This is a genomic window from Tersicoccus phoenicis (assembly GCF_001968835.1).
Lineage (GTDB): Bacteria > Actinomycetota > Actinomycetes > Actinomycetales > Micrococcaceae > Tersicoccus > Tersicoccus phoenicis.
The window spans coordinates 22,980-36,512 of the sequence record NZ_MRDE01000009.1 but is presented as its reverse complement, the minus strand read 5'-3'; the positions used below and the strand labels follow the sequence as shown (position 1 = coordinate 36,512).

At 70.3% G+C, this 13,533-nt stretch carries 12 protein-coding genes; 10 read left to right on the top strand and 2 right to left on the bottom strand.

All coding sequences use genetic code 11. The features are described from left to right. Positions 1 to 76 precede the first annotated feature (76 nt). From BKD30_RS01730 to BKD30_RS01690, 9 genes are all read left to right on the top strand, one after another. Positions 77 to 1,363 (top strand): YihY/virulence factor BrkB family protein, encoded by a 1,287-nt coding sequence (locus tag BKD30_RS01730; protein ID WP_076701134.1) that lies wholly within the window; start codon positions 77 to 79, stop codon positions 1,361 to 1,363. Positions 1,364 to 1,391: 28 nt separating this feature from the next. Beyond that, entirely contained in the window at positions 1,392 to 2,219 is an 828-nt protein-coding gene (locus BKD30_RS01725) for an alpha/beta fold hydrolase (RefSeq protein ID WP_076701131.1), read from the top strand. Positions 2,220 to 2,373: 154 nt separating this feature from the next. Continuing rightward, entirely contained in the window at positions 2,374 to 3,897 is a 1,524-nt protein-coding gene (locus tag BKD30_RS01720; protein WP_076701129.1) for a fumarylacetoacetate hydrolase family protein, read from the top strand. 5 nt (positions 3,898 to 3,902) lie between these two features. Next, on the top strand, positions 3,903 to 4,586 hold the full coding sequence (locus BKD30_RS01715; RefSeq protein WP_076701327.1) for a GntR family transcriptional regulator: 684 nt from the start codon (positions 3,903 to 3,905) through the stop codon (positions 4,584 to 4,586). Positions 4,587 to 4,651: 65 nt separating this feature from the next. Continuing rightward, complete coding sequence (locus BKD30_RS01710; protein WP_076701127.1) at positions 4,652 to 6,181, top strand: aldehyde dehydrogenase; 1,530 nt, start codon at positions 4,652 to 4,654, stop codon at positions 6,179 to 6,181. A 197-nt stretch (positions 6,182 to 6,378) separates the two neighbouring features. Next, positions 6,379 to 7,416 carry a 3,4-dihydroxyphenylacetate 2,3-dioxygenase gene (hpaD, locus tag BKD30_RS01705; RefSeq protein WP_235861314.1) on the top strand — a complete coding sequence of 346 codons (1,038 nt, stop codon included), beginning with the start codon at positions 6,379 to 6,381 and terminating at the stop codon, positions 7,414 to 7,416. Next, on the top strand, positions 7,416 to 8,231 hold the full coding sequence (locus BKD30_RS01700) for a fumarylacetoacetate hydrolase family protein (protein WP_076701125.1): 816 nt from the start codon (positions 7,416 to 7,418) through the stop codon (positions 8,229 to 8,231). Before hpaD ends, BKD30_RS01700 begins: the two co-directional genes overlap by 1 nt. Further along, a complete protein-coding gene (locus BKD30_RS01695; RefSeq protein ID WP_076701122.1) occupies positions 8,216 to 9,013 on the top strand; it encodes an HpcH/HpaI aldolase family protein in 798 nt (265 codons plus the stop codon). The genes BKD30_RS01700 and BKD30_RS01695 overlap by 16 nt, the downstream gene beginning before the upstream one ends. Before the next feature lie 34 nt (positions 9,014 to 9,047). Next, entirely contained in the window at positions 9,048 to 9,617 is a 570-nt protein-coding gene (locus BKD30_RS01690; RefSeq protein WP_076701121.1) for a DUF421 domain-containing protein, read from the top strand. Between the two features lie 30 nt (positions 9,618 to 9,647). On the opposite strand, the gene BKD30_RS01685 is transcribed toward BKD30_RS01690, so the two are convergent. Further along, positions 9,648 to 11,144 carry an MFS transporter gene (locus BKD30_RS01685; protein ID WP_076701118.1) on the bottom strand — a complete coding sequence of 499 codons (1,497 nt, stop codon included), beginning with the start codon at positions 11,142 to 11,144 and terminating at the stop codon, positions 9,648 to 9,650. A gap of 79 nt (positions 11,145 to 11,223) precedes the next feature. Next, a complete protein-coding gene (locus BKD30_RS01680) occupies positions 11,224 to 12,630 on the bottom strand; it encodes an MFS transporter (protein ID WP_076701116.1) in 1,407 nt (468 codons plus the stop codon). A 104-nt stretch (positions 12,631 to 12,734) separates the two neighbouring features. Here BKD30_RS01680 and BKD30_RS01675 point away from each other — a divergent pair, with 104 nt between their 5' ends. Then, positions 12,735 to 13,484, top strand: coding sequence for a phosphoribosyltransferase (locus BKD30_RS01675; protein ID WP_235861270.1), 750 nt, complete (start codon positions 12,735 to 12,737; stop codon positions 13,482 to 13,484). Positions 13,485 to 13,533 lie beyond the last annotated feature (49 nt).

Here is a 13,533-nt window from a genome sequence, read left to right as displayed (position 1 = left end):
TGTGTACTAGCCTGAAGACCACGACCCCACTGCCCGGGTGGCCACCTGGTCTCCCCCCGACGGTTCAGGAGCGAGCATGGCGACCACCACCCCGACCGACGACGCCTCGGCCACCGCGCGCGACAAGGCCGACGCGCCGGACCCCGAGGACACGCGCAAACCGGACTCGCCCACCGAGGTGTCCAAGCCGTCGTGGGGTTACGTGTTCAAGCGGACGATCAGCGAGTTCGGCAAGGATCAGTGCACCGACCTGGCGGCAAGCCTGACCTACTACGCCGTGCTGTCCCTGTTCCCGGCCATCCTGGCGATCGTCTCGATCCTCGGCGTCGTCGGGCAGGCGGAGGCCACCACCAACGCCGTGATCGACCTTGCCCGCCCCTTCCTGAGCCAGGATGCGATCCAACCCGCGCAGAACATCATCAACGAACTCACCGGATCCACTGCCGCGGGATTCACATTGATCATCGGTATCCTCGGCGCCCTCTGGTCGGCATCCGGTTACGTCGGCGGGTTCGGCCGAGCCATGAACCGGATCTACGAGATCGACGAGGGCCGGCCGATCTGGAAGCTGCGCCCGATCCAACTGCTGGTCACGCTCGTGCTGGTGCTGCTGGTCGCGGCCACGGGTCTGATGCTCGTGGTGTCGGGACCGATCGCGCAGCGGATCGGCGAGGTCGTCGGTCTGGGCGGCACGGCGGTCACGATCTGGAACATCGCCAAATGGCCGGTGATGCTGATCTTCATCATCGCGGTCATCGCCGTGCTCTACTGGGCTACCCCGAACATCCGGCAGCCGAAGTTCCGGTGGGTCTCCGGTGGCGCTCTGATCTCCATCGTCGTCCTGATCCTCGCCACCCTGGGCTTCATCTGGTACGTCTCCGGGTTCAGCAACTACAACAAGACCTACGGGTCGATCGCCGGCGTCATCATCTTCTTGCTGTGGATCTGGATCGCGAACATCTCCCTGCTCTTCGGCGCCGAGTTCGACGCCGAACTCGAGCGCGGCCGGCAGCTGCAGGCCGGGATCAAGGCCGAGGAGACGATCCAGCTGCCGCCGCGCGACACCACCCAGTCGGAGAAGGTGCAGGCCAAGGTCGAAAGCCTGATCGAGCAGGGCCGCGAACTGCGCGAGGAGAGCGAGGACAACGGCGGCTCCGACGGGCACGACAGGTCGAAGGAGAGCAGCTCGAAGGACAGCGGAGGCAAGGACTCCGACGCGAAGGATTCCGGGTCGAAGGACGCGAAGGGGTCGCAGGGGTCCGATGACGACGACCGTTCCCGGGGTGCCCGGGTGGTCCCCGAGGCGGTGCTGAAGACTCAGCCCGGCAGCCACCAGTACGGCACCCGTCGTCAGGACGTCTGAGCGCCGCCGCAGACGGCATGATGGAGCCATGACTCAGGCGCAGGAGCACCGGTTCCGGACGACCGATCATCAGCTCGTCGAGGGCGTCGACGCCGGTCTGCACGCTCAACGGTTCGAGCCGGAACCCGAGGACACGATCGACGCTCCACCGGTGCTGCTCGTCCACGGGTTCGCCTCCTCGTCCGAGCTGAACTGGGAGCGCCCGGGCTGGGTGCGCGACCTCACCCGCGCGGGACACACGGTGCTCACCGTCGACCTGCCCGGCCACGGCCGGTCCGGCCCCGCCCCGGTCGAGGCCTGCCTGCCGTCCCGGATCCGGGCGGATCTGCTGCAGTTGCTGGCCCAGGAGGATATCCGCCCGATCGGGCCCGACGGCGGTGGCGTCGACCTGGTCGGCTATTCGTTCGGCGCCCGCCTGGCCTGGGAACTGGCGGCAGCGCAGCCGGAGCTCGTGCGCCGCGTCGTGCTCGGCGGGGCCGCGGGCAACGACCGGTTCGTCGCCGTCGACCTGGCGAGCGCGCGGGCCCACCTCGAGTCGGGCGCGGGCATCGCCCACGACGAGACCCGGATGTTCCTGGCCATGGCCCAGGCGGCCGGCAACCCCATGGACGCGGTGCTCACCTTCATCCACGCCGCCCAGCAGGAGCCGTACCACCCGGAGACCATGGTGCCGCACCAGCCCGTGCTGCTCGCCGCCGGGGAGAACGACGAGGTGGCCGCGGGCATGGACGAGTTGGTCCGGCTGCTCCAGGACCGCGGCGGCGCCCCCGAGCTGCTCCGGATCCCCGGTCGCGACCACCTGAGCACCGTGACCAGCCGCCAGTTCAAGGACGCCGCCCTCGCTTTCCTCGGCTGACGCCCTCGTCCCGCTGATGCGAATCTCCGAAGGGGGTTGACAGAGTGACCCGGACACGGCGAGACTGATCGTATACGATTTCGTCGCTGATCCGGTTCGGCTGTGTTCCCGGAACGGATCAGCGCCCGTCTCTCACCCGAACCAGGAGCAGCGGATGCGCGGCACCCCCGAGACCCTCGACTCGCAGCCTCTCGACCGCCACACGCTCGAACGCGTCGGGACCGTCATCGCCGTCCATCTGAACTATCCGAGCCGCTGCGCCCAGCGGGGTCGGACTCCCGACCAGCCCTCGTACTTCCTCAAGCCCGCCTCCTCGCTGGCGCTCAGCGGTGCCACCGTCGAGCGTCCCGCCGGCACGGAGTTGCTCGCGTTCGAGGGCGAGGTGGCTCTCGTCCTCGGCGAGCCCGTCCACCGGGTCACCCCCGAGCAGGGCTGGGCCGCCGTCGCGGCCGTCACCGCCGCGAACGACTGGGGCCTGTACGACATGCGCACCCCGGACAAGGGCTCCAACGTGCGCAACAAGGGGGGTGCCGGCTTCACGCCGCTGGGTCCCGCGCTGATCCCCGCCGCCGGCATCGACCCGGCCGGCCTGCGCGTGCGGACCTGGGTCAACGGGCAGATCGCCCAGGACGACACCACCGAGACGCTGCTCTTCGGCTTCGGCCGGTTGATCGCCGACCTCTCCCAGTGGCTCACCCTCGAGGCCGGTGACGTCATCCTCACCGGCACACCCGCCGGCTCGTCCGTCGCCCAGCCCGGTGACCGCGTCGAGGTCGAGGTGTCCACCCTGGACGGCGCCCACGCCACCGGCCGGCTGCTCAGCGTCGTGACCGCCGGCACCGTCGCGGCGAACCCCGCCTACGGCTCGACGCCGACAGTCACCGACGAGCAGCGGATCGAGGCTTGGGGAAGTGCGGAAGCCGCCGGCCTGGCACCGAGGCAGCAGCAGCAGCCGGAGGCGAACGCACCCGCCCTCTCCCCCGACCTGCGGCGCAGACTCGAGGCCGTCGCCACCGCGACCCTGAGCTCCCAGCTGCGCAAGCGGGGCCTGAACAACGTCTCCATCGACGGCCTGCGCTGCACCCGGGACGGCGCCAAGGTCGTCGGCACCGCCCGCACCCTGCGCTACGTGCCGGGCCGCGAGGACCTCTTCACGCAGCACGGCGACGGGTACAACGCGCAGAAACGGATCGTCGACGACCTGCACGACGGCGACGTCCTCGTCATGGAGGCACGCGGCGAGAAGGGCGCCGGCACCCTCGGCGACATCCTCGCCCTGCGCGCCCAGGTGGCCGGGGCCGCGGCCATCATCACCGACGGCGGGGTCCGGGACGCCGCCGTCGTCGCCGAACTGGACATGCCGACCTTCTACGCCACTGCCCACCCCGCGGTACTCGGCCGCCGCCACGTGCCCTGGGACACGGACGTCGCCGTCGCCTGCGGCGGCACCACCGTGGTGCCCGGCGACATCATCGTCGCCGACGCCGACGGCATCCTCGTCATCCCGCCGGCGCTGGCCGAGGACCTGGTCGAGGCGTGCCTGCAGCAGGAGCACGAGGAGACGTTCATCTACGCGCAGGTCGAGGCCGGGCACCCCGTCGACGGGCTCTTCCCGCTCAACGCCGCGTGGCGGACGCAGTACGACGTGTGGGCCGCCGAGAATCCACGGAAGCTGTGATCGTCGTGGCCACCACGGAGAAGAGCAGCGTGGCGACCGGCGCGGAGACGTCGAGCAAGTCCGAGACCGCCTACCGGTACGTGCTGGAGCGGATCCGCTCGGGCAGTTACGGGCCCGGCTACCGGCTCGTGCTCTCCCGGCTGGCCGACGAGCTGAACATGAGCGTCGTGCCCGTCCGGGAGGCGATCCGCCGGCTCGAGTCGGAGCGGCTGATCACGTTCGAGCGCAACGTCGGGGCGACCGTCACCGGCATCGACCCGACCGAATACCTGTACACGATGCAGACGCTCGCCCTGGTCGAGGGGTATGCGACCGCCTTGTGCGCGCCCCTGCTGGCGCCGGCCGACCTGGCGCGGGCCCGGGACGTGAACGGACAGATGCGGGTCCGGCTCGCCGACTTCGACCCCCGCACGTTCACCGAGCTGAACCTGGCCTTCCACGCCATCCTGTTCGAGAACTGCCCCAACCCCCACGTGCTCGACCTCGTGCAGCGCGGCTGGAACCGGCTCGGCGCCCTGCGCTCCTCCACGTTCGCCTACGTGCCCGGCCGCGCCGCCCGGTCCGTGGCCGAGCACGATGCGCTGCTGGACGCCCTGGCGGCCGGCGACGACGTCGTCGAGATCGAACGCCTGGCCCGCCGCCACCGGTTGGCGACCCTGGAGGCCTATCTCGCCCACGCGGGCACCTGACCAGCACCTGACCTCTACCTAACCAGCACCGACGTCCGATCCGAACCCTCGCGAAGGAGCACACCGTGAGTCCCCATGTCGTGCCCGACAACCTGCCCGACCGCCTGCAGCACTACATCGGCGGTGCGCACGTCGACTCGATCGACGGCGACACCTTCGACGTCCTCGACCCGGTCACCAACCAGCCGTACCTGACGGCCGCGTCCGGCAAGGTCGCCGACGTCGACGCGGCCGTCGCCGCCGCCAGGGAGGCGTTCCTGCACGGGCCGTGGCCGGGCATGCTCCCCCGCGAGCGTTCCCGCGTGCTCAACCGCATCGCCGACATCGTCGAGTCCCGCGGTCAGGAACTGGCCGAGATGGAGTGCTTCGACACGGGACTGCCCATCACCCAGGCCCTCGGCCAGGCCCGCCGCGCCGCGGAGAACTTCCGCTTCTTCGCCGACCTGATCGTGGCCCAGCACGACGACGCCTTCAAGGTCCCGGGCCGGCAGGCCAACTACGTCAACCGCAAGCCGATCGGCGTCGCCGGCCTGATCACGCCGTGGAACACCCCGTTCATGCTGGAGTCCTGGAAGCTCGGCCCGGCCCTGGCGACCGGCAACACCGTGGTGCTCAAGCCGGCCGAGTTCACCCCGCTCTCGGCGTCTCTGTGGCCCGGCATCTTCGAGGAGGCCGGCCTGCCGACGGGCGTGTTCAACATCGTGCACGGCTTCGGCGAGGAGGGCTACGCGGGAGACTCCCTGGTCAAGCACCCGGACGTGCCGCTGATCTCGTTCACCGGCGAGTCCCGCACCGGCCAGATCATCTTCGCTAACGCCGCTCCCTGGCTGAAGGGCCTGTCCATGGAACTCGGCGGCAAGTCCCCCGCCGTCGTGTTCGCCGACGCCGACCTGGACGCCGCCATCGACGCGACCATCTTCGGCGTCTTCTCCCTCAACGGCGAGCGCTGCACCGCCGGGTCCCGCATCCTGGTCCAGCGGAGCATCTACGACGAGTTCGTCGAGCGCTACTCGGCCCAGGCGAAACGCGTCAAGGTCGGCTACCCGCACGAGAAGTCCACCGAGGTCGGCGCGCTGGTGCACCCCGAGCACGTCGAGAAGGTCCTCTCCTACATCGAGATCGGGAAGACGGAGGCGCGACTGACCGCCGGCGGTGGTCGGCCGGAGGGCTTCCCGGACGGCAACTTCGTCGCCCCCACGGTGTTCGCCGACGTCCCCCCGGACGCCCGGATCTTCCAGGAGGAGATCTTCGGCCCGGTCGTCGCCATCACCCCGTTCGACACGGACGAGCAGGCGCTCGCCCTGGCCAACAACACGACGTACGGCCTGGCCGCCTACATCTGGACCAACGACCTCAAGCGTGCCCACAATGTCGCGCAGGACGTCGAGGCCGGCATGGTGTGGCTGAACTCCAACAACGTCCGCGACCTGCGCACCCCGTTCGGCGGCGTCAAGGCCTCCGGCCTGGGCCACGAGGGCGGCTACCGCTCGATCGACTTCTACACCGAACAGCAGGCCGTCCACATCAACCTGGGCGAGGTGCACAACCCGGTCTTCGGCAAGGCCGAGGACGCCGCCGCCGCGCCGGACGCCTGACCGGCACACTCCCGCACCCGACAGCTCTCGACGAGGAGAACCCCCCGATGTCGCCCTCCACCCCGAACCCGAAGAGTACCGATCCCGCGGGCACCGGCCCCCGAGTCCTCGACCCGGCCGACGTCGTCCGGCCCGCCGTCGCCAACCCCGTCCCGACGCCATCGGCGCCCGCCCCCGACATCCTGCGCTGCGCGTCCATGGAGCTCGTCGTCACCGACCTGGCCGCCTCCCGCGCCTTCTACGTGGACCTGCTCGGCCTGATCGTGACCGAGGAGGACGAGAACGCGATCTACCTGCGCACCATGGAGGAGTTCATCCACCACAACCTGGTGCTGCGGCAGGGCCCGGTCGCGGCCGTCGCCGCCTTCTCCTACCGGGTCCGCACCCCCGAGGACGTCGACCGGGCCGAGGCCTGGTACGCCGAGCTCGGTTGCCGCACCGAACGCCGCAAGGACGGGTTCGTCCGGGGCGTCGGGGACAGCGTGCGCGTCGAGGACCCGCTGGGCTTCCCCTACGAGTTCTTCTTCGAGGTCGAGCACGTGGAGCGCCTCGCCTGGCGCTACGACCTGTACGGCCCCGGAGCCCTCGTCCGGCTGGACCACTTCAACCAGGTGACCCCGGACGTGCCGCGGGCCTGCCGGTACCTGGAGGACCTCGGTTTCCGGATCACCGAGGACATCTCGGACTCCGACGGCGTGGAGTACGCCGCGTGGATGCGGCGCAAGCCCACCGTCCACGACACCGCGATGACCGGCGGCAACGGCCCCCGGATGCACCACATCGCGTTCGCCACCCACGAGAAGCACAACATCATCTCCATCTGCGACACGATGGGTGCGCTGCGGATGTCGGACCGGATCGAGCGGGGACCCGGCCGGCACGGCGTCTCGAACGCGTTCTACCTCTACATCCTCGACCCCGACGGGCACCGCGTGGAGATCTACACGCAGGACTACTACACGGGCGACCCGGACAACCCGGTGGTGCGCTGGGACGTGCACGACAACCAGCGCCGCGACTGGTGGGGCAACCCCGTCGTGCCCTCCTGGTACACCGAGGCCTCCCTCGTCCTGGACCTCGACGGGAACCCGAAGCCCGTGGTCGACCGCGAGGAACCCTCCGAGATGGCCGTGACCATCGGCGCCGACGGTTTCTCCTGGACCCGGGCCGACGACGCGGGCGGTGCCCGGCGCGGGGAGGCCCCCCAGGGGTTCAAGCTGGGGAACCAGCTCTGATGCTCGACGAGGCGACGATCGGCGCGATCGCCGACGAACTGGTCGAAGCCGGCCGGACCCGCACGCCCGTGCCACTCCTGCACCCCCGCTACCCCGGCATGACGGTCGAGGACTCCTACGCCGTCCAGCAGCTGTGGTCCTCCCGCCTGCAGGCTGCCGGCCGGACGGTGGTGGGCCGGAAGATCGGGCTGACCTCGAAGGCGATGCAGGAGGCCACGGGCATCACCGAACCCGACTACGGCGTCATCCACGACGACATGGTGCTGGAGGGCGGCGTCGAGATCCCGTGGGACCGCTACACGCACCCCCGGGTCGAGGTGGAGCTGGCGTTCCGGCTGGGCCGCGACCTGGGCAGTTCCGACCTCGGCAGCGAGGACCCCGCGGCGCCGCCCGTGACGATCTTCGACGTACTTGCCGCCACCGAGTACGTGGTGCCCGCGCTGGAGATCCTCGACTCCCGGGTCGAGATGTCCGGGCGCACCATCGTGGACACCATCGCCGACAACGCCGCCATGGGCGCCATGGTGATCGGCGGCCGGCCGGTCAAGGTCGACGACGTCGATCTGCGCTGGGTCTCGGCCCTGCTGTACCGCAACGCCGGCATCGAGGAAACGGGCGTCGCCGCCGGCGTGCTGGGCCACCCGGCGTCGGGCGTCGCCTGGCTCGCGACCAAGCTGGCCGCCCACGGGCAGCGGCTGCGAGCCGGGCAGCTGATCCTGGCCGGCTCGTTCACCCGACCGCTGTGGGTGTACCAGGGGGATACCGTGTTCGCCGATTACCGAGAGCTGGGGACCGTGACATGCCGATTCGTGTAGAGGAACCGAAGCCGACGCTGGCCGCCGCACTGGCCGCGGCCGAGCGGCCGTTGGTGGGGATGTGGGTGTGCTCGGGCAGCGCCCTGGTCGCCGAGATCTGCGCCGGGTCGGGCGTGGACTGGCTACTCATCGACGTCGAGCACGGTCCGAACACGCTGACCTCGACCCTCGCCCAGCTGCAGGCCGCCGCCGGGTACGACGTGGTCACGGTCGTGCGGGTGCCCTGGAACGACCCGGTGCAGATCAAGCAGTACCTCGACGCCGGGGCGCAGAACCTGCTCGTGCCGATGGTCGACGACGCCGCGTCGGCCGCCGCGGCCGTGGCCGCCGTGCGGTATCCCGGTTCCGAGGTCGACGGTGTCCGGGGCGTCGGCGCGGCGCTCGGCCGCTCCTCCCGGTGGGGCCGGATCCCCGACTACCTGACTCGGGCCTCCGGCACCGTGAGCCTGACCGTGCAGATCGAGACCGGCACGGCGGTGGCGAACGTCGAGGAGATCCTCGCCGTGGACGGCGTGGACGCGATCTTCCTCGGGCCGGCCGACCTGTCCGGTTCCTTGGGGGTGCTCGGCCAGCAGGAGCACCCGGACGTCCTCGCCGCCGTCGAGCGGTGTCGTCGGGCCGGGACGGAAGCCGGCAAACCGGTGGGCGTGAACGCGTTCGATCCCGCGCGGGCGCGAGGCTACGCGCAGGGCGGGATGGCGTTCGTCTCGGTCGGCTCGGACGTGACCCTGCTGGCCCGGGGCAGCGAGGGGCTGGCCGGCGTGCTGAGCCGACCGCGTTAGGGTTGCTCCGACCGTCCGAGCCGAGGAGGACCCCGTGTGGCAGTCGATGCTGGTGGAGCAGATCCCCTTGCTGGAGAAGATCCTGCGCACGGTGCTGGTGTACGTGGTCATCATCGTGTTGTTCCGGGCGACCGGCAAACGCGGCATGGCGGCGCTGAACACGTTCGATTTCGTGGTGTTGTTCCTGCTCTCCAACGTCGTGCAGAACGCCATCATCGGGCCGGACACCAGTCTGGTGGGCGGCGTCGTCGGCGCGATCACACTGGTGGCGCTCAACACGCTGATCAACCGCCTGATCGCTGATACCGCCGGACGGCATCCGCGGCTGACCCGGTTGCTCGAGGGTTCGTCCACCACGGTGATCCGGGACGGCCGGATCATCGACGCGGCGATGCGCCGGCTGGGCATCCGGCGCAGCGAACTCGACCACGCGGTGCGGACCCAGAACGGTGATGACGTCAGCGAGATCGCCGCGGGCGAACTGGATGCCGGCGGTCACCTCGTGCTGAGCCTGAAGCCGGAGGAGCAGTCGGCCACGAAGGCGGACATCGACGACCTGCGGCGCCAACTCGCCCGGCTGGAGGCCCTCCTGGCGAAACGGTGAGCCGCACGCAGCAGCCGCCCTCAATGCACGTCACCCGCCCGCCGTCGCCTCGGTCCGACCGCCGCCCCGGTCGGACCGCCGACGGGCGCGCTCATCCACCAGGCCGACCGTCAGGGCGAGGAGCAGGACCAGCGCGACCAGGCCGAAGCCGATCGAGATCGCGTTCGCCCAGCCGCCGGCATCGAGCACGGTGAACGCCACCGCCGTGATCACCGCGATCCCGACGGAGGTCCCCACCCGCTGGCCGGTCTGCATGACGCCGCCCGCACTGCCGGCATACTCCAGGGGAACCTCGGCGAGCGTGAGCGTCTGATTCGGGCTGACCACGGCCCCCTGCCCCAGACCGACGAACATCAACGTCAGCAGCAGCCACCACTCGCTGACCAGGCCACGCCCGTGCAGTTCGATCACCGCGACGCTCAGCCCCAGGCCGAGCAGCACGCTGGCCATTCCACCCAGGACGAGGCGGCGGCCCAGCCGCATCACCCGGCGACCGGCCCAGGTGGCGGACAGCGCGGAGGCCGCGGCGTTCGGTAGGCCGATCAACCCGCTCTCCAGCGGCGTGTGCCCGAGGCCCTCCTGGAAGAACAGGGCGACCAGCACCCACACGCTCGTCACTCCCAGGAAGTACAACGCGATCAGACCCGCGCCCCGAGAGAAGCTGCTCGTGCGGAAGATGCCCAGGTCCACCATCGAGCTGTTGCCTCGCCGCCGGTAGTTCCGTTCCCACGCGATCCAGGCGGCCGCGAGGATGACGCCGACCGGCACCAGTGCCCACAGCCACCCCGACACCTCGGCGCGGGCCTCCATGAAGGGCAACAGGACGGCGAAGATCGCCACCCCGAGCAGCAGGGCGCCGACCGGGTCGAGGGCCCGGATGAGACCACCGAGCGTTCGGCCCGGGGAACGGACGACGAGCGGCCGTGGGAACCAGAGGAGCGCGAGGACGATGGCGAGGATGCCGACCGGCACGTTGATGAAGAAGATCCACCGCCAGCCCTCCTGCGGTCCGCCGAACTGGATCAGCAGACCTCCGAGCAACGGGCCGACGCCGACGGACACCCCCACCGCGCTGCCGAACGCGCCGAACGCTCGCCCACGCTCGGCTCCCCGGAAGTACTGCTGGATCATGCCCACGCCCTGCGGGTTGAGCAGGCCGGAACCGATGCCCTGGATGAACCGGGCGATGACGAGCATCGTCGGGTCGGCGGCGAGACCGGACCAGATCGACGCCAGCGTGAAGACGACGACACCGGTGATGAACAGCGGTCCCCGACCGAGGATGTCCCCCGCGCGGCCGGCCGCCACCAGCACCACCCCGAACGTGAGCGCATAGCCGGAGAGCACCCACTGCAACTGGGAGGCGGTAGCACCGAGGCCGGACTGGATCGAGGGCAGGGCGACGTTGACGCTGCTGACGCTGACCAGTGACATGAAGATGGCCACCAGCAACACGGCGAGGATGCGCCAACGGCCCGGATCAGCCCCCGTCGACTCCGTCGAGGTGGTCGCGGGGTCGGTGTCCATCGGTGTCGCTCTCCCGTCCCGTGCTCCAGTCGTCAGCCTGCTGACCACGCTAGTGCAGCGACCGGCCGGGAATGGGACGTCACCGCGCGGTGTCGGCCTCCCCGGCGACGCCGAGATCCCGCCGGATCTCCGGGTGTTCGGCGAGGTACTCCTCGTGCACCTCCCTGACGTGCAGGTCCACCCCGCGCGGATCCTTGACCAAGGAGACGGCGACGAGCGAGATGACGGCCGCGACGACGATGTAGATGCCGATCGGGATCGACGACTTGTACGACGCCAGCAGGGCCTGGGCGATGGTCGGGGCGAACGCACCACCGAGGATGGAGCCGAGCGCGTACCCGATGGACACGCCGGAGTAACGCACCTTGGCCGGGAACATCTCGGCGTAGAGGGCGGCCTGCGGCCCGTACGAGAGGCCCAGGGTGATGGTGAGGACGAACACCGCGACGAAGAACAGGAAGAGGTTTTTGCTGTCGATCAGGTACCACATCGGCACGGCCCAGATGATCAGGCCGGCGTAGCCGATCTGGAACGTGCGGATCCGGCCGAGCCGGTCCGAGAGGGCGCCGCCGACGAAGGTGAAGATCAGCCAGCCGAAGGCGCCGAGCGTCGTCACCAGCAGCAGGTCGGGTCGGGGCAGTTTCAGCACCGATCCGCCGTAGGAGATGAAGAACGCGATCAGCAGGTAGCCGGCCGCGTTGTTGGCCAGGAAGATCAACGCGGTGAGGACGACCTCCTTGGTGTGGTGCCGGAACAGCTGGCCGAGGGGCGCCGAGGACTCCTTGCGGCGCAAGGCCATCTCCTTGAACACCGGGCTCTCCTCCACCGAGCGGCGCACGAAGTAGCCGACGGCGATCAGGACGAGGGAGAACAGGAACGGCAACCGCCAACCCCATTGACCGAACGCCGGGCCCATGGTCGTGGTGAGCACCCACAGCACCCCGGTGGCGAGGATCATGCCGATCGGCACCCCGATCTGCGGGTAGGCCCCGAACAGGCCGCGCTTGTGCACCGGTGCGTGTTCGACGCTCATCAGCGCCGCACCACCCCACTCGCCACCGGCCGAGAAGCCCTGCAGGATGCGCAGCAGGATGAGCAGGATCGGCGCCGCGACACCGATCTGGCCGTAGGTCGGCAGCACGCCGATCAACGCCGTCGCCGCGCCCATCATGACGAGGGTGAAGACGAGCATCTGCTTGCGACCGAGCTTGTCGCCCAGGTGCCCGGCGACGATGGCGCCGAGCGGCCGGAACAGGAAGGAGATGCCGATGGTCGCGAAGGCGACGATCTGCGCGAGCGCCGGGTTGGTGCTGTTCAGCGGGGCCAGGAACAGCGGGGTGAGCACCACCGCGGTCGCCTGGGCGTAGATGAAGAAGTCGTACCACTCGATCGTGGTGCCCACGAGGGTGGCTCCGAGCACGCGGCGCTCCTCCGCGGTGCCCCCCGTGCGGTGCGCCGGGGCGCTGCTGCTGTTGACTGTGGTCATGGCTACTCCGTTGTGCCCGGCCGCGGCACCGAACGGTGGTGCGCGGCGTCTCCTGAGATGCGAGATAGTGACTGAACGGTCAGTCAGTGGGCTCAGCGTAGCGCATGGAACGTGATCGAAACCACATCGTGGCCGTCCCGGCGGATACTGGAGGCATGGAGGCGTTCCACCGGCCGGCCGGGTTCGAGTTGGCCGATCGAGCCGACGCCGGCCACCGGGTGGCCGCTGCGCTGGCGGACTCGAGGGGGCCGGCGACGGTCACGCCCACCACCGTGGTCCTGGGTCTGTGTCGCGGCGGTGTTCCGGTGGCGGCGGTGGCGGCCGCCGACCTGGACCTGCCCGTCGGCGCGGTGGCGACCCGGAAACTCGGGGTTCCCGGCCACCCCGAGGTCGCCTTCGGGGCGCTGGCCGCCTGCGCGGGCCGTCGTGCTCGCACCACCGACCCCGTCCTGGTCGACCGGTTGCTCGGTTCCGGGATCCCGGGGAGCCGGCTGGATCAGGTCGTCGCCGCCGAGACCACGGCGCTGAACCGGCAGGAGTCCCTGTTCCTTAGGACCTCCGGTCCGGTGGCGGGTCGGCCGGTCGTGCTGTGCGACGACGGCATCGCCACGGGCGCGACGATGCTGGCCGCGATCGACGCGGTCCGGGCCGCCGGTGCCGACCGCGTGGTGATCACGGCCCCGGTCGCCTCGCCGGACGCCCTGGATCGGCTTCGTGCCGCCGCCGACGCCGTCGTCGTCCTGCACGCCCCGGCGGACTTTCACGCCGTCGGCGCGTACTACCGGGAATTCCCACAGTGCACGGACGCGGAGGTGTTGGCCTGCCTCGGGTCCGGCCGCGAATCCGGGCGTTGATCGCGGGGTTCGATCACGTCGTTATGATCGAACGTTCCGGTCCGGGCTC